This is a genomic window from Brevibacterium sp. LAARM2_SD2, assembly GCF_057364785.1.
Genome location: NZ_JBNFOM010000007.1, coordinates 33,413 through 52,085, shown reverse-complemented (window position 1 = coordinate 52,085; position 18,673 = coordinate 33,413). Strand labels below are relative to the sequence as shown.

General features: G+C 70.7%; 15 protein-coding genes. 6 read left to right on the top strand and 9 right to left on the bottom strand.

The annotated features are described in order from the left end of the window. Nucleotides 1-14: 14 nt before the first annotated feature. The 7 genes from AC2W7K_RS06195 to AC2W7K_RS06165 all read right to left on the bottom strand — a co-directional run bounded on the left by AC2W7K_RS06195 (nt 15) and on the right by AC2W7K_RS06165 (nt 8,574). Nucleotides 15-2,849 (bottom strand): ExeM/NucH family extracellular endonuclease, encoded by a 2,835-nt coding sequence (locus AC2W7K_RS06195; RefSeq protein ID WP_486005892.1) that lies wholly within the window; start codon nt 2,847-2,849, stop codon nt 15-17. 148 nt (nt 2,850-2,997) lie between these two features. Then, complete coding sequence (locus AC2W7K_RS06190; protein ID WP_486005891.1) at nt 2,998-3,891, bottom strand: endonuclease/exonuclease/phosphatase family protein; 894 nt, start codon at nt 3,889-3,891, stop codon at nt 2,998-3,000. Then, nucleotides 3,888-4,661, bottom strand: a complete 774-nt coding sequence (locus tag AC2W7K_RS06185; protein ID WP_486005890.1) for an HAD family hydrolase — start codon at nt 4,659-4,661, stop codon at nt 3,888-3,890. Before AC2W7K_RS06185 ends, AC2W7K_RS06190 begins: the two co-directional genes overlap by 4 nt. Then, the gene (locus tag AC2W7K_RS06180) at nt 4,561-5,664 is read right to left on the bottom strand and encodes an ABC transporter ATP-binding protein (protein WP_486005889.1); all 1,104 of its coding nucleotides are present in this window, start codon (nt 5,662-5,664) and stop codon (nt 4,561-4,563) included. The genes AC2W7K_RS06185 and AC2W7K_RS06180 overlap by 101 nt, the downstream gene beginning before the upstream one ends. Continuing rightward, entirely contained in the window at nt 5,661-6,563 is a 903-nt protein-coding gene (locus AC2W7K_RS06175; protein WP_486005888.1) for an ABC transporter permease, read from the bottom strand. The genes AC2W7K_RS06180 and AC2W7K_RS06175 overlap by 4 nt, the downstream gene beginning before the upstream one ends. Continuing rightward, nucleotides 6,548-7,435 carry an ABC transporter permease gene (locus AC2W7K_RS06170; protein ID WP_486005887.1) on the bottom strand — a complete coding sequence of 296 codons (888 nt, stop codon included), beginning with the start codon at nt 7,433-7,435 and terminating at the stop codon, nt 6,548-6,550. Before AC2W7K_RS06170 ends, AC2W7K_RS06175 begins: the two co-directional genes overlap by 16 nt. Then, nucleotides 7,432-8,574 (bottom strand): extracellular solute-binding protein, encoded by a 1,143-nt coding sequence (locus tag AC2W7K_RS06165; protein ID WP_486005886.1) that lies wholly within the window; start codon nt 8,572-8,574, stop codon nt 7,432-7,434. The genes AC2W7K_RS06170 and AC2W7K_RS06165 overlap by 4 nt, the downstream gene beginning before the upstream one ends. A 256-nt stretch (nt 8,575-8,830) precedes the next feature. Here AC2W7K_RS06165 and AC2W7K_RS06160 point away from each other — a divergent pair, with 256 nt between their 5' ends. Continuing rightward, on the top strand, nt 8,831-9,622 hold the full coding sequence (locus tag AC2W7K_RS06160) for a GntR family transcriptional regulator (RefSeq protein ID WP_486005885.1): 792 nt from the start codon (nt 8,831-8,833) through the stop codon (nt 9,620-9,622). Nucleotides 9,623-9,724: 102 nt separating this feature from the next. On the opposite strand, the gene AC2W7K_RS06155 is transcribed toward AC2W7K_RS06160, so the two are convergent. Next, nucleotides 9,725-13,156, bottom strand: coding sequence for a bifunctional proline dehydrogenase/L-glutamate gamma-semialdehyde dehydrogenase (locus tag AC2W7K_RS06155; protein WP_486005884.1), 3,432 nt, complete (start codon nt 13,154-13,156; stop codon nt 9,725-9,727). 142 nt (nt 13,157-13,298) lie between these two features. Between AC2W7K_RS06155 and AC2W7K_RS06150 the strand changes: the two genes are divergently transcribed. Both AC2W7K_RS06150 and AC2W7K_RS06145 read left to right on the top strand, forming a co-directional pair. Further along, nucleotides 13,299-14,111 (top strand): transposase, encoded by an 813-nt coding sequence (locus AC2W7K_RS06150; RefSeq protein WP_486005883.1) that lies wholly within the window; start codon nt 13,299-13,301, stop codon nt 14,109-14,111. A 56-nt stretch (nt 14,112-14,167) separates the two neighbouring features. After that, entirely contained in the window at nt 14,168-14,878 is a 711-nt protein-coding gene (locus AC2W7K_RS06145) for a GntR family transcriptional regulator (protein WP_486005882.1), read from the top strand. Between the two features lie 20 nt (nt 14,879-14,898). Here the strand turns inward: AC2W7K_RS06145 and mgtE are convergent, their stop codons facing one another. Then, nucleotides 14,899-16,230, bottom strand: coding sequence for a magnesium transporter (gene mgtE / locus AC2W7K_RS06140; protein ID WP_486005881.1), 1,332 nt, complete (start codon nt 16,228-16,230; stop codon nt 14,899-14,901). Nucleotides 16,231-16,454: 224 nt separating this feature from the next. Here mgtE and udk point away from each other — a divergent pair, with 224 nt between their 5' ends. From udk to AC2W7K_RS06125, 3 genes are all read left to right on the top strand, one after another. After that, nucleotides 16,455-17,063, top strand: coding sequence for a uridine kinase (gene udk, locus AC2W7K_RS06135; RefSeq protein WP_137825150.1), 609 nt, complete (start codon nt 16,455-16,457; stop codon nt 17,061-17,063). 74 nt (nt 17,064-17,137) lie between these two features. After that, a complete protein-coding gene (locus AC2W7K_RS06130) occupies nt 17,138-17,731 on the top strand; it encodes a hypothetical protein (protein ID WP_344258477.1) in 594 nt (197 codons plus the stop codon). After that, the gene (locus tag AC2W7K_RS06125; protein WP_344258533.1) at nt 17,662-18,615 is read left to right on the top strand and encodes an HNH endonuclease; all 954 of its coding nucleotides are present in this window, start codon (nt 17,662-17,664) and stop codon (nt 18,613-18,615) included. The genes AC2W7K_RS06130 and AC2W7K_RS06125 overlap by 70 nt, the downstream gene beginning before the upstream one ends. Nucleotides 18,616-18,673: the final 58 nt, after the last annotated feature.

The window sequence follows — 18,673 nt, the reverse complement described above, 5'->3', positions numbered from 1 at the left end:
GCGACGGCCGATCCTCAGTGCTCGGCACCGCCCTCACGGCGGCGCCGGGCGATGATCACCGAGGCAGCCCCGACGAGGAGGAGTCCCGCGGCGATCGACACGGGCAGGGCGAGCTCCGAACCGGTGCGCGGCAGGTTCCCGCCGGGTCCCGCGGTGTTCTGCGCGTTCTCGTCGCCGGCGCCCTGGGAACCGCCGTTCTCGTCGGCATCGTTCTGCGAGCCGGAGCCGTTCTCGTCGCCGTCGTCCTGACTTCCGTCGGCGTCGTCTTGGCCGCCGTCGGCACCTGCGTCGGCACTGCCGCCTGCGTCCGCGCCGCCGTCAGCCGCTGCTGCCGCACCCGCGTCTGCACCCGCACCCGCGTCTGCATCCGCCGAGGCCTCCGCGTCCTCACCGCCGGTGCCGCTCTCGGGGTCGAAGATCCCGACGAGGACGGGATCGTGGTCGGAGGCGCGGTAGCGGTCGGGGGAGTAGAGGTCGGTGACGTTGTAGTTGAACCGGCTGTACTCCGAGGCGATCGGCTCGACGGAGTTGATGTCCCAGATGTCGGCGCCGGTGACGGCGTCGAATGCCGTCTCGGTCTCGCCCGCATCGAGGGCGAGCACGTGGTCGAGGCTGCCCGTGCGTCCCTGGAAGACGTACGTCGACCCATCGGTCATCTCCGCGGCGACGTCCTTGTACCCGGCGTCGTAGAAGACCTGCATGGGGTCCTCCTGCGTGTACGAGTTGAAGTCGCCGAGGAGGTAGACGTAGTCGGTGTCGGCCGCCGTCTGCTGCTGCCCGGCGAAGTCGACGAGGGCGTTGGCCTGCTTGACGCGGTCGGCGTTCGAGAAGCCCTGACCGTCGCCGGTGTCCTCGTTGCCCGGGCCCTCGCCCGAGCCCTTCGACTTGAAGTGGTTGGACACGGTGACGAACGTCTTCTCCGTCTCGGCGGTGCCGGCGTCGTCCTTCGGCGCGAACGCCTGGGAGAGGGGTTCGCGGGCATTGGAGAACGCGTCCTCATCGTCGAGGATGACCGATTCGCCCTGCGGGGCCACCTCGGCGATCTGATAGATGAGGGCGGTGCGGATGACGTCCTCTTCAGCGGGAAGGTCGGCCGGGGAGGGGACGAACGCCCACTTCTCCGTGCCGGCCGCCTCGTTGAGGCGGGTGACGAGCGTCTGCAGGGCGGAGTCGCGGTCCTTGCCGAAGCGGGCCGAGTTCTCGATCTCCATGAGGGAGACGACCGAGGCGTCGAGGTCGTTGATCGCCTCGACGATCTTCGTCTCCTGCCGCTCGAGGCTCTCCGCGTTGGCCGCACCGCGGGCATCGCAGCCGCCGCGGACGGTGATCGGGTTGCCCTCGCGGTCTTCGTAGTAGGTGCAGCCGGAGAGCTGGTCGCCGGTCGTCGTGAAGTAGTTGAGGACGTTGAAGCTCGCGAGGCTGACCTGGCCGCCGACCTCCTCGGGTGCCGCGCTGCGGGTGTCGGAGAACTCCGCCGGCTGGACCGCCTCGGCGTTGTCGCCGGTGAGCTGCGTCGTCGGCTGGAACCGCCACTTCTCGAACCCGAAGCCGAGGACGACCGGTGAGGTGAAGGTCGCGGCCGCGCCGACGCGCACGGGGGCGTCCTGACTGAGGTAGGGCAGGGGCACGTCCTGGTCGCTGTCGAGGTAGTCGACGGTCGCCCCGTCGTCGAGGATGACCTCGCGGGCGAGGTTCTCCGCCTCGATCGCCTCCGCCTCGGCGCTGCCGGGTCGGGCAACGTCGGTGGGCTGGCGCAGGACGCCGTCGCCGGTGGCGAGGGCGATCTCGCCGTACGTGTTCGCGTTGTAGTTGTCGGAGACGGTGAGCTCGCCGGAGGGCTGGACGAGCATGCCTTCGAGGGCCTCGCGCTCGGCGGCATCGTCGGGGAAGGCGCCTTCGACGGCCTTGACCGCCTCGACGGGTTCGTCGAGGCGGGTCATCCCGGAGGCGGAGACGGTCAGCTGCGTCTGCCCGTAGCGCTCCGAGGCGGTGCCGGTGAGTTCGAGGAAGTCGCCGATGCTGACGTCGGCCACGGTGTCGGGGGAGTAGACGAAGATGCCGTCGGAGGCACCGGGTGTGGCGTCGTCGGCCCCGCCGGAGCCCGCGGTCTGGACGAAGTAGCCGCCGAGTCCGCCGGTCGGATACGCGGCCGTGACGACCCCGCGGGTCTTCACCGTCTCACCCTGCATCGGGCTGGCGTCCTCGGTGCCCTGGATGTCGGCGATCGGGGTGACGTCCTCAGGAGCCGGGCCGCCGCCGTCGCCGCCGTCGCCGCCGTCGTCGGGCAGGGTGTCCGGGGTCGGCGGGGCCGCGCTCCACGCCCCGTCGATGAGCTGGATCGACTGACCGCCGGTGGCCGTGGCGCCCGTGGGGGTCGCCTCCTCGTCGACGACGGGGTCGGGGGTGTGGGTGTTCGCCCTGCCCGTCACGCCTCTGCCGCCGGTGACGCCGCCGATCTGGTCGAAGGAGATGAGCGTGCCCGCGTCGTCGATCGCGAATGCCGAGGCCCCGTAGCTGCCGTCGGCGGCCGATCCGGAGTTCACGGAGTTCGTGATCGGCACCTCGACGGCCAGGGCACCGGAGTCGCCGACGGTCGTGCCGTCGGGGACCGTGGTGACGTTCTCCGCCGCCTGGACGCTGCCGCCGCGGGTCACCGAGCCGACGGTCCATCCCGAGAGGTCGGTGCCGGGGTCGGCGGCGATCTCGATGAAGTCGGTGTCGAGGGTGTAGCCGATCTCGCTGATGTGCGGAGCGGTCGCAGCACTCGCCGAGGCGGCCGGCAGGACGAGTCCGAGGCCGGCGACGAGGCCGAGAGCGGCGGCGGAGGCGAGGGAGGACGAGGCTTTCATGGAGGCCTTTCGGGATCAGTGGGCACGCGCGGACGCGACGGACGGATCCCTTGCACCCTATCGGCCCACTGGTCGACGCCGACGGCAACCATGTGAACGCGATGTGAACACTCGGGCAGTCCACTGAACGCGCTGACTGTGACCGAGCCTACACTCCGGGACCGACACGGAACGCGAACCGCGTCTCGACGAGCTGATGGTCGGAGGGAAACCGATTGTCCCGCTGACCGGGGATGAGAGCGCAGCGTCCGCCGACATCGGCGAACCCGGAGCGCGGGTGCTCCTCGCCGGCGGCCACGCAGCCGCGGACCACCGAGTCGAGCACGTCGAGTCCGCGGGAGAAGACGAAGTCGATCCTGTCCCGCGGTTCGCCGCCGCCGTCTCCTGTGGGCAGCGGTTCGATCGGGGACCATGTGTCGGCGGGAGTCGCGGCCGGGTCCGGATGGATGTGCCGATAGGTGTCGACGAACCCGGCGGCGAGCACGGCGTCGGTGCTCGCCCACCGGGTGTTCGGCCGGTCCGCTCGCGCGTGCCAGTCTAGGGTCGCCGGGGCATTGAAGTCGCCGCTGATGACGACGGGCATCTCCGGGTCGCCCGCGGCGGTGAGGATGCGCTCTGTCTCTGCGAGCACCGCGGTGATCTGGGCGAGACGCTCAGCCTCCTCGGCGTCGGCGATCTCCTGTCCCCGGCCGGCCAGCGCCTGATAGGGACCGTACGGGTAGGGCGCGAGGTGGACGGACCACACGAGGATCTGCGGGCCTTCGGGCACCGGTCGGACGAGGGCGGCCTGCGCGAAGGGCGTCGTATCGGTGTCGTCGACGGCCGTGGCCTCCCCGGTGCTCAGCACTGCGACGTCCGGGCCGGACTGGGCGAGGGCGGCGGTGAGCTTGGGGGCGAGCGCTTCGGCCGCGGCTCCCCAGCACTCCTGGACGGCGAGGATCTCGGCGGGGAACTGCGCGGCGATCGCGTACTGCTTGTCCTGGCCGAAGTTCACCTCCCGGCCGCCGAACCACACGTTCCAGGTCTGGAGGGTGAAGGTCATCGGTCATCGCCCCTTCGGGAGTCGAGGTGGAGGGTGGAGGTCGCAGGATCGAAGCGCAGCTGCGTCAGATCCGCCAGGCGCACGGCGGAGACGAGGGCGATGGACGGATCGGCATTGACGCCGATGACGGTGCACCCGGCGGTGTGAGCGGCCTGCGACCCGACGCGCGAGTCCTCGAACGCGACGGCCGCGGCGGAGGTGAGGCCGAGCGCCCGGGCGGCCTGCTCGTAGATGTCGGGGAACGGCTTCCCGCGGTCGACGTCGTCGATCGTGACGACCTCGTCGAAGAGCGGCAGCAGTCCCGTCCGGTCGAGCAGCCCGCGCACGTCCGCGCGGCGACCGTTGCTCGCCACCGCGATCGGCACGGCGCCGGAGAGCGCGCGCACGAGCTCGGGCGCCCCGGCATCGGGGCCGACACCGCGGTCAGGGCGGCACTGTAGGCGCGGTCGACCTCGGCGACAGCGGGGACCGGGGCGGTGCCGGTGCGCACTGCGTCGAGACGGGCCACCGCCTCGGCGGCGGTGAGACCGCGGAAGGACTCCGCGGCGGCCCGGTCGGCGCCGAGCCGCTCGAGATGGAACGCCATGAGGTCGAGCCAGGGCCGCTCCGAGTCGACGAGGATGCCGTCGCAGTCGAAGATCGCCGCACGGACGGGCAGAGCGGTGTCGATCACGCCCACGCCCCACCCGCCTCGGCGCGCGGAACCCGCAGGGCAGGAGCGGCGGTGATCCGGGCGCTGACGCGGTCCCCGGGGCGCAGCTGCGCGGCATCGGCCGAGGACAGCGACGCCGACCAGGCACCCGGTCCGGCGCCGAGGCGGTCGGGGCGGCCGAGCCGGACCATCGTGCGCTCGCCGGTGTAGGTCGTGCCGGTGACCGCCAACGCCCCGTCGGGCGACGGTGTGATCGCGAGGTGCTCGGGGCGGACGAAGACGACCTCGGTGCCGTCGGGGTCATCCGGCAGCCGATCGTCCGGGCGCCAGGTCGCGGGGACGGCGAACTCGTTGACGGTGCCGACGAAGCGGGCGACGAACGGGGTGGCCGGGCGGGCGTAAACGGTCTCGGGAGCCGAATGCTGTGCGATGCGTCCGGCGCTCATCACGGCCACGCGGTCGGCGATCGCGAGCGCCTCGCCCTGATCGTGGGTGATGAAGACCGTCGTCGTGCCCAGGGACTGCTGCACCCGCCGGATCTCGTCGCGCAGCGCGGCGCGGACCGTGGCGTCGAGTGCCGAGAGGGGTTCGTCGAGGAGGAGGACCTGCGGCTGGGTCGCCAGCGCCCGGGCGAGTGCCACGCGCTGCTGCTGACCGCCGGAGAGCTGGTGGGGGAAGCGGGGCCCCATATTGCCGAGGCCGCAGATCTCGAGGAGCTCGTCGCGGCGGGCAGCGCGCGCGCCGGCATCGACCTTCCGGATGCGCAGACCGTATTCGATGTTCTCGCTCACCGTGAGGTTGGGGAAGAGGCTGTAGCCCTGGAAGACCATGCCCATGTCGCGGCGGTTGGGCGGGAGCCCGAGGACGGATCGCCCGCCGACGAGGACATCGCCGGAGTCGACGGACTCGAATCCGGCGAGGATGCGCAGGGTCGTCGTCTTCCCGCACCCGGAGGGCCCGAGGAAGCTCACCATCGACCCGGCGGCGATGTCGATGTCGACGTCGGTGAGCACGCGGGTGGTCCCGAAGGACTTGACCACACCGCGGAAGGTCACGGACTTCGGGTCGGAGGCAAGTGCTGCGGCCGGGCGCGATTGCTCCGGAGCGGTCGTCTGGATCATGCGGGCTGGGTCTCCTTCTGCGGCGCGGCGGCCGGGGCGGCGGGGGTTGCCGCGTCGCCGAGGCTGCGTCGGTCGAATCGTGAGGCGCTGATGGTCGCGGTCGCGAGCAGCAGCCAGGTGGTGAGGTTGAGCAGGACGGACAGGGTGATCGACCCGCGGAAGTTCGCGTCCGAGAGGGTGTTGAGGTAGACGGGCAGAGTGTTGATCGAGAGAGTGGCCGCGATCGTGTACTCCCCGATCGAGAGCGCGAAGGCGTAGAACGCGGAGAACATCACCGACCCGCGGATGTTGGGCACGACGACGCGCGCCAGCGTGGTCTGCAGGCCCGCGCCGAGGGAGGCCGAGGCCTCGTGGAGGGTGCGCAGATCGAGGGAGGAGAGTCCCGCGTCGATCGAGCGGTAGGTGAACGGCAGGCAGAGGATGACGTAGGTGCCGACGAGCACGAGCGGCAGGTTCTCCGCCTGGAGGAGGAGGTTGATCTCCATGCCGAGACTGCCCCGGCCGTTCGACGCGAGTCCCCGCAGCACCGTCGTCATGCCGGCGGCGATGGCGATCGCGGGGATGACGAGCGGCAGGGTGCAGAGGATGGAGAGCAGCGACCGCAGTCGGGGCGCCCAGAGGTGGACGGCGACGACGGCCGGGACGAGCGTGCCGATGAGCACGAGGGAGGTGAGCGCGGCGATGAGGAGGCTGCGGATGAGCGGGGCGACGATCGCTCCGGAGTCGGCCAGTCCCCTCAGCCCGTCCGTGGTGAACGTGCCGTCGGTCCGGAAGAACGCATACGTCAGCGAGCTCAGCTGCGGGGTGAGCACGAAGATCGCCAGGGCGATGAGCGGCAGCCAGGTGAGGGTGCGGGCGGTCCTGCTCTCGCCGAGGCGGGGGTTCAGCGATCGAGCCATGCGGCGCTCCTCTTCGTCAGGGCGTTGAAGGCGATGAGCACGATGACGGCGACGACCCCGGTCGTCACGCCGAGCGCCATCGCCGTGCCCTCGCCGCCGGTGGCTGCGGAGCTCGCGAGCTGGCCGGCGATCTCGAGGGGGATGAGCGGGAACGCTCCGGTGCCGATGAGCACCGCCGCTGAGGCGTGGGTGCCGAAGGCGGCCCCGAACATCAGCAGCCACGCGCCGAGCACGGCGGGGGTGAGGACCGGGATCCCGACCCGTCGCCAGAAGACCCACGACGTGCCCCCGAGGGACGCGCTCGCCTCCCGCCACTCCCGCTTGAGGGCGATGAAGCTCGGGAGGGTGAGCAGGATCATCGTCGGGATGAGGAAGTACTGGTACATGAGGATGAGGCCCTTGACGCTGTAGAGGGTGAAGGACGGATCGAGCGCGGTGAGCAGCGAGACGAAGTAGCCGGTGTTGCCGACGGCGACGATGAAGGAGAACGCCAGCGGCACCCCGCCGTCGTTGGCGAGCACGCTCGAGACGACCGCGGCGATCGCGCCGACGACCTTCGACCGCACAGCTGAGAGCGCCCATGCGCAGATCCCGCCGGCGACCATCGCGACCGTCGCCGCGGCGAAGGAGAGGACGAGGCTGTTCTGCAGGGCCAGCGACCGTGAGCCCGAGCCGAGCGAGGTGAAGTTCGCGAACCCGAGGCTCGGCTCCTGCCCCGCGTCACCGGGGACGAGCAGCGAGGTGACGACCATGCCGATGACGGGCACGGCGAAGAAGACCGTGAGGATGAGCGTCAGCGGCGCCAGGGCCGCCCAGGCCGGCGAGAGGACTCGCCGACCCGGACGGGAGGGGGCTGCGACCGGCAGGGTCATCCGACGGCCTGGGCCCAGTTGTCGGCGAGCACCTGCTGCTGCGAGGCGCGCTGCTCCTCGTTCGGCTGCGGTGCCGGTTCGCTCGTCGCGGCTTCGGGCAGCTTGCCGAGCGCCTCCTCGTCGACGGTTCCGGCGTCGACCATCGCGTCGAGGCGGCCGGGCTTGACGTAGCCCTGGAGCAGGAGGTTCTGCCCCTCGTCGCTGAAGACGAACTCCTGCCACAGGCGGGCGACAGCCGGGTGCGGGGCGTCGGCGTTGACCGAAGCGGCATAGTACGAGGACACGGTCCCATCGGAGGGGATCGTCGTCGTGAAGTCGACGCCGGAGTCCCGGACGTCGTCGGCCCACTGCAGCAACAGGTAATCCCAGTTGAGGACGATCGGCGTCTCCCCGGTCTCGACCGTGCCGGAGACCGCTTCGGACGGGATGAGGTTGCCCGAGTCGGAGAGCTGCGCGAAGTAGTCGATCCCGGGCTGGATGTCATCGAGGCTGCCGCCGTTGGCCAGTGCCGCGGCATAGACGATCATGAAGCCCGATTCACCTGTGGTGGGATCGCCCGGCAGCGCGACCTGGCCCTCGTACTGCGGATCGAGGAGGTCGGCGAAGCTCGTCGGGCAGGTCTCGACGGCGGCGGCGTCGCAGCCGATGCCCACCGTGCCGCCGAGGTGGTTGTACCACGTGCCGTCGGCGGACTTCATGGTCTCCGGCAGGTCACCGGCGGTCTCCGGGGTGTAGTTCGCGAGCAGCTCCTCGTTCGTCGAGGTCACGGCGAAGGACTCGCCGGTGTCGAGGTAGTCGAGCGAGGTGTCCTGGCCGACGCGGTTCTTCACCGCATTGATCTGGTCCTGGCTCGAGCCGGAGGACGTGTCGTTGTTGATCTCGATGCCGTACTTCTCCGAGAACGCGTCGAGCAGGCCCCCGTAGTTCGCCCAGTCGGGGTAGAGGCCCATGACGTTGAGGGTGCCTTCGGCCTGTGCCGCGGTCACGAGGGCATCCATGCCCCCGCCCTCGGCGACGGATGTGGCCTGGCGCCAGTTGGCCGACTCATCGGATTCGGCGGCGGCGGATCCGCATCCTGCGAGAACGGCAAGGGTTCCTGCGGCTGCGACTGCAGTGAGCGTGCGCGTGATTCTGGACATGGTTGAACTCGCCTTTCGGACTGTGTGCGCAGGGCGCACTCGGGTCGTGCGGAAGGGGCGGAACGATTCCCACCCTAGAAGATGTCGGGCGGATCACACAATAAGTTCACTGGTGAACTTGAGTGCGACAGTTGTACTTCACCAGTGAACATTGACCGTGGAGTGGAAGCGTGGTGACGACTCGGTGAATTCGCGGACCCGGGTTCCGGGCCCGTTCTGGCAGAGTGGAATGATGGCGGGAGTGGAGAGGGGGCCCATGACCACGGGACAGGCGGCGGCGAACGGCCAGCCGGGTGCGCGCTACGAGCAGATCGCCGAGCAGATCCGTGACGCGATCCGCGAGGGACGGCTGGCGGTCGGGGACAATCTGCCCGCCGAGACGGTGCTCGCCGAGGAGTTCGGCGTCGCTCCCGGCACTGTGCGCGAATCGCTGAGACTGCTCGTCGCCGAAGGCACGATCAGCGGCCGGCGCGGCGTGCGCAAATCGGTGCTCCGGGTGCCCCGGCCCGCCGCGATCGCCGAGGAGTTCCGCAGCTTCGCCCAATGGGCCAGCGCCCACGGACGGACTCCCGGCGGACTCGTCATCGAGCAGAGCTGGGAGATCGCGGGCGAGCGGACCGCTGCTGCGCTCAGCGTCGATCCGCGCGCCCGGGTGCTCGCGGTGCTGCGCGTGCGCACGCTCGACGGAGAGAAGGTCATGGTCGAGCGCACCCGCTACCCCGAGCGCCTCGGGCAGATCATCGAGGCGCTGCCCGCGGACCTCGGATCGGTCACCCGTCACCTCGCCGACGTCCACGGCATCGTCTTCGCCGGAGCCGACCACGTCTTCTCCGCCATCGTCTGCGGCATCCAGGATGCGGCGCTGCTCGACGTCGCCCGCGGCCGTCCGCTGCTGCGCCACGTCCGTCGCAGCCGGGACGCGGCAGGCCGCCCGCTCGAGGTCTCCGAGGACCGCTACCTGGCGAACAACCTGTCCGTGGCGATCACCAACGGGCGCAACGTCAATCCCCTCAGCTGGCTGACGTCCGACGACGTCGACTGGGCCTGAGGGAGTCGACTGGGCCTGAGGGAACGGCGAAGGGCGCTCAGCCGCCTGGGTCAGAGGTGGCTGAGCGCCCTTGGTGTGTCCGCGGCGATCAGGCTCGGATGATCACGCCTTGAGCTCGGCGGCGAGCTCGTGGAAGTCACGGCTCGGGTTGCCGAAGCGGTGCAGCGTCATCGACACGGCCTGCTCCTGGACGTAGTAGCGCAGCTCGACGCGACCCGAGGAGGTGACGGGCTCGTCGATGACGGCGACCTCGGGGCGCTCTGCTGCGACCGCGAGCAGCTCCGGCTCGTACGTGCCGAGGACGCGGATGCGCGCGCCCACGGTGTCGTCGTAGCGGCCGTCGGCGACCATCGATGCGAACGCCTCAGCCGATTCGACGCGGGAGGCCGCACCCGAGCGCTCGACGGCGATCTTCACGTCCGCCGAGATGTCCGTGGCCACACTCAGCTGCACCGTCGAGCCGACGGTCTGCGCGGCCGAGAGCGAGCGTTCGAGGTCGAACGCCGTCGCCGCCGCGGTGACGCGCAGGGTGACCGGGCGCGGACGGTAGCGGAAGATGTTCGCCTCCGAGCGCAGTCCCGTGTGGTCCTTCGCGGCACCGAACTCGGCGTCGAACCAGCGGCGGTCGTCGGCCTGGGCGCGCTCGAGGCTCTGACCGTCGCCGACCGAACCGGGCAGGGTCGCCGGATCGTCGGTGTAGTGACCGAAGAGCATGAGGTAGTTCGGGCCGCCGGCCTTCGACCCCAGACCGACAGACGACTGCTTCCAACCGCCGAAGGACTGGCGCTGGACGATCGCGCCGGTGATGCCGCGGTTGACGTAGGCGTTGCCCACCTCGACGCGGTCGACCCACTGACGGACCTCATCGGGATCGAGCGAGTGGATGCCGCCGGTGAGACCGAAGTCCACGGCGTTCTGGAACTCGATGGCCTCGTCGAGGTCGCGGGCGTGCATGAGGCCGAGGACCGGACCGAACACCTCGGTGAGGTGGAAGAACGACCCGGGCTTGACCCCGTCCTTGATGCCCGGGCTCCACAGGCGGCCGGTGCCGTCGAGCTGCTTGGGCTCGAGCAGCCACGACTCGCCGGGCTCGAGCGTCGTCAGCGCGCGACGCAGCTTGTCCGAGGGGTCCTCGGTCAGCGGACCCATCGTCGCCGACAGGTTGGCCGGCCAGTCGACGACCATCGAGGACGCGGCGTCGATGAGCTGCTTGCGGTAGCGCTCGGAGTCGTACGTCGATCCGACCATGATGCCGAGCGACGCCGCCGAGCACTTCTGCCCGGCGTGGCCGAATGCGGAGTACACGAGGTCGGCGACGGCGAGGTCGCGGTCGGCGGCCGGGGTGATGATGAGGGCGTTCTTGCCCGAGGTCTCGGCGTTGACGTGGAGTTCGGGGCGGAAGGACTTGAACAGCGCGGCCGTCTCCGAGGCGCCCGTGAGGATGACGCGGTCGACATCCGGGTGGGAGACGAGGTGCTGACCGAGCTCTCGCTCGATCGGCGCGCTGAGCTGGAGGACGTCGCGCGGGACGCCTGCCTCCCACAGGGCGTCGACGATGAGCGCCGAGCAGTACGGGGTCGGACCCGAGGGCTTGTGGATGACCGCGGAGCCGGCGGCGAGGGCCGCGACGGTGCCGCCGGTCGGAATCGCGATGGGGAAGTTCCACGGCGGGGTGACGACGACCATCTCATCGGGCGTGAACGTCGCCCCCTCGAGCTTCTCGAGCTCGAGGGCGTGGAGCGCGTAGTAGCGGATGAAGTCGATCGCCTCGGAGATCTCGGGATCCGACTGGGACGGCATCTTCCCGACCTCGGCGGCCTCGACGGCGATGAACTCGCCGCGGCGGGCGGCGAAGATCTCGGCGGCGCGGTGGAGGATCTCCCCACGCGCTGCCGCCCCGAGGGCACGCCAGTCCGCGGCGGCGGTGCGACCGCGAGCGATCATCGCATCGATCTCGTCGGTCGATGCGATCGTCGGCGCGGCCGGACGGGAGTCGAGGTAGCCCGGTGCGGTCGCCTCGGCGATGATCGACCGGATCCACTTCTGGTTGGCCGGCAGCGACGGGTCGGTGTCGGGTTCGTTGGCGAAGACGACCTGGGCGGGTCCGGCGACGTGGGCGGCGGAGCGGTCCTGGGTGCGGTTCGGCAGCGGTGCGGCTTCGCCGTCGCGGGCGAGCTCGGACTCGAGCTGCGCGACCGAGGCGCGGAAGCGGTCGGCTTCGCGGTCGAAGATCGCATTGCCGTTGGCGAGCTCGAAGATGCCGGACATGAAGTTCTCCGTCGCGGAGTTCTCCTCGAGGCGGCGCACGAGGTAGGAGATCGCGACGTCGAACTCCTTCGGGTGCACGGCGGGCACGTAGAGGAGGAGGTCCCCGACGTCCTCGGTCACGGCGGCCGCCTGCTCGGTGGCCATGCCCTGGAGCATCTCGAACTCGACGCGGTCGGTGACCTCACGGGCGACGGAGAGGTGGTGGGCGAAGGCGATGTCGAAGAGGTTGTGGCCGGCCACGCCGATGCGCAGGCCCTCCATGCGCTCGGGGGTGAAGAGCCAGTGGAGGACGCGCTTGTAGTTCGCGTCGGTGCTCTGCTTCGAATCGCACGTCGTCGTCGGCCAGCCGGCGACCTCGGCGTGGACGGTCTCCATCGCGAGGTTCGCGCCCTTGACGAGGCGGACCTTGATCCCGGCGCCGCCGGCGGCCACGCGCCGGCTCGCGAACTCGCTGAGCCGCTGGATCGCCCCGAGGGCGTCGGGCTGGTAGGCCTGGATGACGATGCCGGCCTCGAGGTCGGTGAACTCCGGTTCGGAGAGCAGGCGGGTGAACACGGCGAGCGTGAGCTCGAGGTCCCGGTACTCCTCCATGTCGAGGTTGACGAACTTCGCGCCCGTCGGGGCCTTCGCGGCCTGGGCGTAGAGCGGGCGGAGGCGGTCGACGACGTAGTCGACGGTCTCGTCGAAGGCCCACATCGACAGCTGCGAGGCGACCGAGGAGACCTTGACGGAGACGTAGTCGACGTCGTCGCGGGCGAGCAGGCGGTGCGTCTCCTCGAGGTGGTGGTCGGCTTCGGCATCGCCGAGCACGGCCTCGCCGAGGAGGTTGATGTTGAGGCGGTGGCCCTCACCGGTGAGCTTGGCGACGGTCGAGCCGAACGGCTTGTCGCGGGCGTCGACGACCATGTGGCCGACCATCTGGCGCAGGCGCGTGCGGGCGGCGGGCACGACGACCTGCGGCATCACCTTCGCCAGGGCCGCGCCGGCCTTGATCTGCGCGCGGTCGAGCTTCGACATCGTCTCCGGGGCGAGCCTGCCGACCTCGGCGAGCGCATCGGCGGCGGCGTGGACGTCATCGGTGCGCACGACGCGGTCGACGAACCCGACGGTGAAGTCGAGCCCATTGGGGTCGGAGAGGACGGCCGAGAGGCGTTCGCCCGCGGGGTTCTTCGCAGCGGTCTTGTTCGTGGCCACTCGCAGCCATCTGCGGACGGTGTCGACCGAGGCCGCGGTGAGCTGTTCGAGGTCGGTGTCTGTGTGCAGCAACGTGGGTCGTCCTTACTGTCGTGACGGGGTTCCAGCGGGATTTCCCTCAGTATGCGCCGCCCCGAATGCGGGGTGAATGGCTGGCGACCGCCCGCCGAATAATTTGAGTCAGAAGTCGTGAGCGCGCGGGTAGAATCGGGTCATGTACACGCCCGAGTTCCGTCGTCAGACCGTCGTTCGCGCGGCGGTGACCTCGATCGCCGAGGCGGCCGCGGAAGCGGGGGTGTCCGAGTCGAGTCTGCGTCGCTGGGTCCGCCGCGCCGACCTCGGCGACCGTCCCCGCAGCGGCCGGCCGCAGATCCAGAGCACCGCCGCCCAGGTCGTCGAAGCGCTCGTGGGAACCGCGGGCGCCCGCATCTCCGGACCGGACTTCTCGACCCGGGCGCTCGCCGAGGCGACGGGCCTGAGCCAGAGCATCGTGACCCGGGCGATGCGGGACCTCACGGTGTCCTCGGCTCGTCTCGCCGAGGTCCGGGTGGCCGGGGGCGGCGGTGACGAGGTCGTCGCCGCGGTCGGCGGGTTCCCGCTCATCGTCGTCGGCTTCCGCCGACGTGCAGGTGCCGAGCCCGGCCCGGCGGTCCCGGCCAGGCGGATCCAGCGGCGCATCGCCGGGCTCGTCGCCGCGCTGCGCTCGGCCGGGGTCACCCGGTGGTCCCAGCGCTTCGGCAGCGAGCACCGGCAGGCCGATGAGGCGGCGATGACGATCATCCGCGACGGCGTGCCCGGAGTCGCCCCGAGCGACCTGCGGCTCGTCGTCTTCGACCCCCTCGGCGAGCCGCCGAGGTCGTCGCCGCATCGTTCGAGCACGCTCCGCATCTCAGCCACCTCTCCCTCCACCGTGACATCGACGCCTTCGTCACCGCGCTCAAGGAGGCGTTCGCACACAGTCAGGACATTCCCGGCTCGCTCCTCGACCTCGTCTCCGGGCGCGTGCGCCACGGCTTCGAAGGGGTGAACTGGCAGGCCGGGCGGCAGACCGAAGCGCCGAAAACTTCCACGAGTTCTGACTCAATGGAGATCTCCTCGTGGCTGCCGAGCGCGACCCGCTCGATCACCGAGCACCTCGCGATCGCCCTGCGCGAGGAGATCATCGACTCCGGCTACGAACCCGGGGACCGGATCAGCCCGAAGCTGCTCTCCCGCCGCATGGAGGTGCCGCGGTCCTCGGTCGATGCCGCACTGCGGCGGATGGTCGACGACGGACTGCTCGACGGCACCCGCGGCGGGGCGAGGATCCCGCTCATCACGACCGTCGACGTCCTCGACCTCTACGCGGCGCGGATGGCCGTCGGCGAGGTGCTGCTGCGGTCCCTCGCCCTGCGCCCGCAGCGGTTCCTCGTCCCCGTCCAGCTCGCCCTCCGGCAGGTCGAGGCCTCGGCGGCGACGCGCAGCGGCATCGACGTCGAGGACGCCGACCTCCACTTCCAGCAGGAGCTCGCGCGCGCCTCGGGGCTGCGGCAGAGCGCGCGGGCCTTCGAATCGCTCACCCTGCGTCTGCGCCTCTTCATCTCCGTTTTGAGGCTCGACTACTCACCGGCCAGCGACCGGATCCTCGCCGACGACCGCGGCATCTTCCGGGCACTCTCCCGCGGGGATGCGCGGGAGGCCATCGAGGTGTGGCGGGGCAAGGTCGACAACGCCGTGCGCCACATGTCCGGTCTTCTCGCCCGCCGTCGCTTCGACCACGAGCTGTGGGCGCAGCTGACCCAGCACTTCGGCTGACCCGGCCTTCCGCGCAGCGCTCACAGGCCCATGATCGTGATGGCGATCGTGAAGTAGACGAGCAGTCCGCTGGCATCGCAGAACGTCGAGATGAACGGGGTCGACACGACCGCCGGATCGACGCGGCACGCTTTGGCGGCCAGCGGGATCGACCCGCCGACGAGGGCGGCGATCGGACAGTTGACGATGAGGGTGAGGCCGATGATCGTCCCGATGTCGAGGCCGTAGAGCGGGGAGGCGATCGCGAACGCGGGGACGGCGAGGAGGACGCCGAGGGCCAGGCCCGTCGTGAACTCCTTGGCCGCGACCCGCGCGAAGTCCCGCAGCCCCACCTCGTCCATCGCCAGCGCCCGCGTCACGGTCGTCGCCGCCTGCGAGCCGGTGTTCCCGCCGATCCCGGTGAGCAGGGGGATGAAGAGGGCGAGGGCGACCACCTCGGCGAGCGTCGATTCGAAGATCTCGAGGACGTGGACGGTGAGCACGGCGGACACGGCGAGGACGAGGAGCCAGACGATGCGCGTGCGGGCGATCGTGAGGATCGGGGTCGGCAGGTACCGGCGGTAGAGCGGCTGGGTGCCGCCGGAGAGCGCGAAGTCGGCTTCGTCGGCCTCGGCGATGATCCGGGCCGCGTCGTCGATCGGCACGATCCCGACGAGGCGGTTCTCGCTGTCGCACACGGGCAGGACGGGCACGCCGTCGCGCAGGGCCGCCCGGGCTGCCGTCTCCCGGTCCTCGCTCGTGTGCGTGACTGTCTCGAGCGGGTCCATCGCCGAGGTGACCGGGGCGTGCGGGTCGCACCGGAGGAGTGCGAGCGCGTCGAGGGTCCCGATGAGGGTGCGGTCGGCGGTGAGGACGGGGAGGAGGCGGACGTCGGCGAGATCGACGTCGGCGGCGCGGATCCGGTCGGCCACCTCGGCGACGGTGTCGTCTGCCCACGCCACGACGGCCGTCGGAGACATCCGGCGGGCGATCGAGTTCCGGTCGTAGCCGGCGACGGCCATGACCGCGTCGAGGTCGGCAGGGGAAACCGCGGAGAGCAGCTTCGTTGCGACACCGGCGGGGAGCTCGTCGACGAGGCGGCTCTGGTCCTCGGGGTCGAGGTCGGCGAAGATCGTCGTCAGCTCCGTGGTGCCGAGCGCGGTGATGAGGTCGGAGCGCGTGCCGCGGTCGAGGCGGTCGAAGACGTCGACGGAGACGGTCTTCGGCAGGAGTCGGAAGACGACAGCCGCCTCGGTGGCGGGCAGCTGTGCGATGAGGTCGGTGGTCGCCGATGAGCCGAGGCGGCGCACGGCTGCGGCCAGGCGCGGCAGCTCACGGTCAGCGGTCAGGGTGCGGATGGTGGACGCGTCCATATTCGTCTCCGGGCAGTCGTCGATCGACGCCTGCGGAGGAGAGATCGGACGGCAGGCGTCAGGGCATGGGGGAGGGGCGGCACAATCGAGAGTCGGAATCCATCGACGACCACCTCCTTGACGCGGCTCCGGCAGCTTTCCTCCACCCTATCGGAGGGGTCGGACACGAGCCGCATCGGGTAGATTTGGGGAGACATTCGGGCGAGACGAGGGAATATGCGACCGTGGAGATTCTGACTGTGGGCGTGGCCGGGGGCACCGGCAGCGGGAAGACGACGCTGACCCGGGCGCTGCTCGCCGAATGCGTCGGCGTGTCCTCGGTGCTCTACCACGACAACTACTACCGCCGGCAGGACGATCTCACCTTCGCCGAGCGCGAGCGCGTCAACTACGACGACCTCGACGCCTTCGACAACGACCTCTTCGTCGACCATCTCCTCGCGCTGCGCAGCCAGCGGTCGGTCGAGAGCCCGATCTACGACTTCTCCAACCACAACCGGAGCACGGACACGACCGTCGTCCAGCCCTCCCCGGTCATCATCGTCGAGGGCATCCTCATCCTCGCCGAGCCGCGCATCTGCGAACTCCTCGACATCAAGCTCTTCGTCGACACCGATGCCGACGTCCGGCTGCTGCGGCGGATCAAACGCGATGTCATCGAACGGGGTCGGACGCTCGAATCCGTCGAGGAGCAGTACCTCGGCACCGTCAAGCCGATGCACGAGCTCTACGTCGAACCCTCGAAGCGCAACGCCGATCTCATCGTCCCCGAGGGCGGCCACAACATCGTCGCGATGGACATGATCATGCGGAGGATCAAAGCCGGGGCGTGACGCCCGGGTGGCGTGTCGTCCCAGGTCACCGAGGTCGGAGATCTCATGTCAGGACCGTGCCCTAGGGTGCGGTCATGGACTTCGAACCTGCCCTCGCCGGTGGGGCGCCTGTCCCGGACGGGGCGTCGGACTACCTCGCCGAGGTGGCCCGGCTGAGCGGATTCCTGCGCGGTGCCGCGGCGGCGGAGTCCGAGGACGAGGCGCTCGCGCGGATCACCGCGCTCGAGGAGCTCACCGCGACGATCGCCGCCGCCCAGTCGGCTGAGGCCGTCGCCTTCGCCGAGCTGCGCCGGGACCGGGACCGGCTGAACGGACTGCCCGTCCAGGAGTGGGGTGTGCGCGCCGGGGACGAGGTGGGGCTGGCCAAGCGGGTCTCACCGGGGTCGGGGCGGAAGTTCCTCACCGCCGCCCAGGCGCTCGTCACCGAACTGCCCGGCACCTATGCAGCGCTGGCGGCCGGGGAGATCTCCGCGGACCGGGCGCGGATCATGGTCGAGGAGACGGCGACGCTCGACCCGGGGGATCGGGGCCGCGGATGCGGGAGAGCCTCGGCCAGTCGGGGCCGCGCGGTCTGCGCACCGAGGTGCGGGCACTGGCGATGCAGGTCGACGCCGCGGATGCCGCGAAGAAGGCGGAGCGTGCCGCCGCTCACCGGCGGGTGTCGCTGACAACGCTCGCCGACGGCATGGGGCGGGTGAGCGCGATCCTCCCGCTGCCGCAGGCCGTGGCCGTGTGGACGGGGCTGAAGGCCGAGGCGGATGCGGTGATCGCCGCCGGGGAGGCGCACGGTCGGCGGCACCCGCAGATCATGGCCGACGGCTTCGTCGAGCGGCTGACCGGGCAGACGAGGGCCGCGGCGGTGCCGACGGAGGTCCACGTCGTCATCGACGCCGAGTCGCTCTTCGCCGACGGGATGGTGCCGGCGTGGATGCCCGGATTCGGGCCGCTGCCGGCGGAGTCCGCGCGGACGTTCCTCGCCGCGAACGAGGCGGAGGTGTTCATCAGGCGGATGTTCACGAGCGTGACCGACGGTCAGCTCGTCGGCACCGAATCGCGCTCGCGGGCCTTCACTGGGCGGCTGCGGCAGATGGTGATCTTCCGCGACGATCGGTGCCGGACCCCGTGGTGCGATGCCCCGATCAAGCACGCCGATCATGCTCAGCCGTTCGCCGCCGGCGGTGACACCTCGTGGGAGAACGGCTCGGGACTGTGCGCCTCCTGCAACTACGCGAAGGAGCACCCCGGGTGGTCGCACGAGGCGACCGCGACGGGCCTGACGGTGACGACCCCGACCGGGCGGAGGTACGCGACGACGACCCCGCCGTTGCTCATACGGATGAAGCATCCGCGGCGGTCGAACCGCGGGATGGCCGGCGCCGGTCCTCCAGACGGCGGTGCGAGTGACTGGCGTCGGGTCTTCGCCGGTCTGCTCGAGCCGGACGCGGCCCCGGCGTGGTCGGTGAGAGACCCGGTGCGCCCGCCGCCGCGGCGACGCGCCCGCTCCCACGCCGAGGAGGTCCTCCGCACGCAGATCCGCGCTCGCGCCGGATGACGCGGCCGGGTGAGACGGCCGGGTGACAGTTCTGCAACATCCTCGTCACCGGCCGGCG

Coding starts and splice junctions, on each gene's coding strand:
- AC2W7K_RS06175 (WP_486005888.1), bottom strand. CDS start 6,563: ATGGCTCGATCGCTGAACCCCCGCCTCGGCGAGAGCAGGACCGCCCGC.
- AC2W7K_RS06185 (WP_486005890.1), bottom strand. CDS start 4,661: ATGCCGCGCAGCTGCGCCCCGGGGACCGCGTCAGCGCCCGGATCACCG.
- AC2W7K_RS06130 (WP_344258477.1), top strand. CDS start 17,138: ATGGACTTCGAACCTGCCCTCGCCGGTGGGGCGCCTGTCCCGGACGGG.
- AC2W7K_RS06150 (WP_486005883.1), top strand. CDS start 13,299: ATGTACACGCCCGAGTTCCGTCGTCAGACCGTCGTTCGCGCGGCGGTG.
- AC2W7K_RS06145 (WP_486005882.1), top strand. CDS start 14,168: ATGGAGATCTCCTCGTGGCTGCCGAGCGCGACCCGCTCGATCACCGAG.
- AC2W7K_RS06160 (WP_486005885.1), top strand. CDS start 8,831: ATGACCACGGGACAGGCGGCGGCGAACGGCCAGCCGGGTGCGCGCTAC.
- AC2W7K_RS06165 (WP_486005886.1), bottom strand. CDS start 8,574: ATGTCCAGAATCACGCGCACGCTCACTGCAGTCGCAGCCGCAGGAACC.
- AC2W7K_RS06195 (WP_486005892.1), bottom strand. CDS start 2,849: ATGAAAGCCTCGTCCTCCCTCGCCTCCGCCGCCGCTCTCGGCCTCGTC.
- AC2W7K_RS06125 (WP_344258533.1), top strand. CDS start 17,662: ATGCAGGTCGACGCCGCGGATGCCGCGAAGAAGGCGGAGCGTGCCGCC.
- AC2W7K_RS06170 (WP_486005887.1), bottom strand. CDS start 7,435: ATGACCCTGCCGGTCGCAGCCCCCTCCCGTCCGGGTCGGCGAGTCCTC.
- AC2W7K_RS06190 (WP_486005891.1), bottom strand. CDS start 3,891: ATGACCTTCACCCTCCAGACCTGGAACGTGTGGTTCGGCGGCCGGGAG.
- AC2W7K_RS06180 (WP_486005889.1), bottom strand. CDS start 5,664: ATGATCCAGACGACCGCTCCGGAGCAATCGCGCCCGGCCGCAGCACTT.
- mgtE (WP_486005881.1), bottom strand. CDS start 16,230: ATGGACGCGTCCACCATCCGCACCCTGACCGCTGACCGTGAGCTGCCG.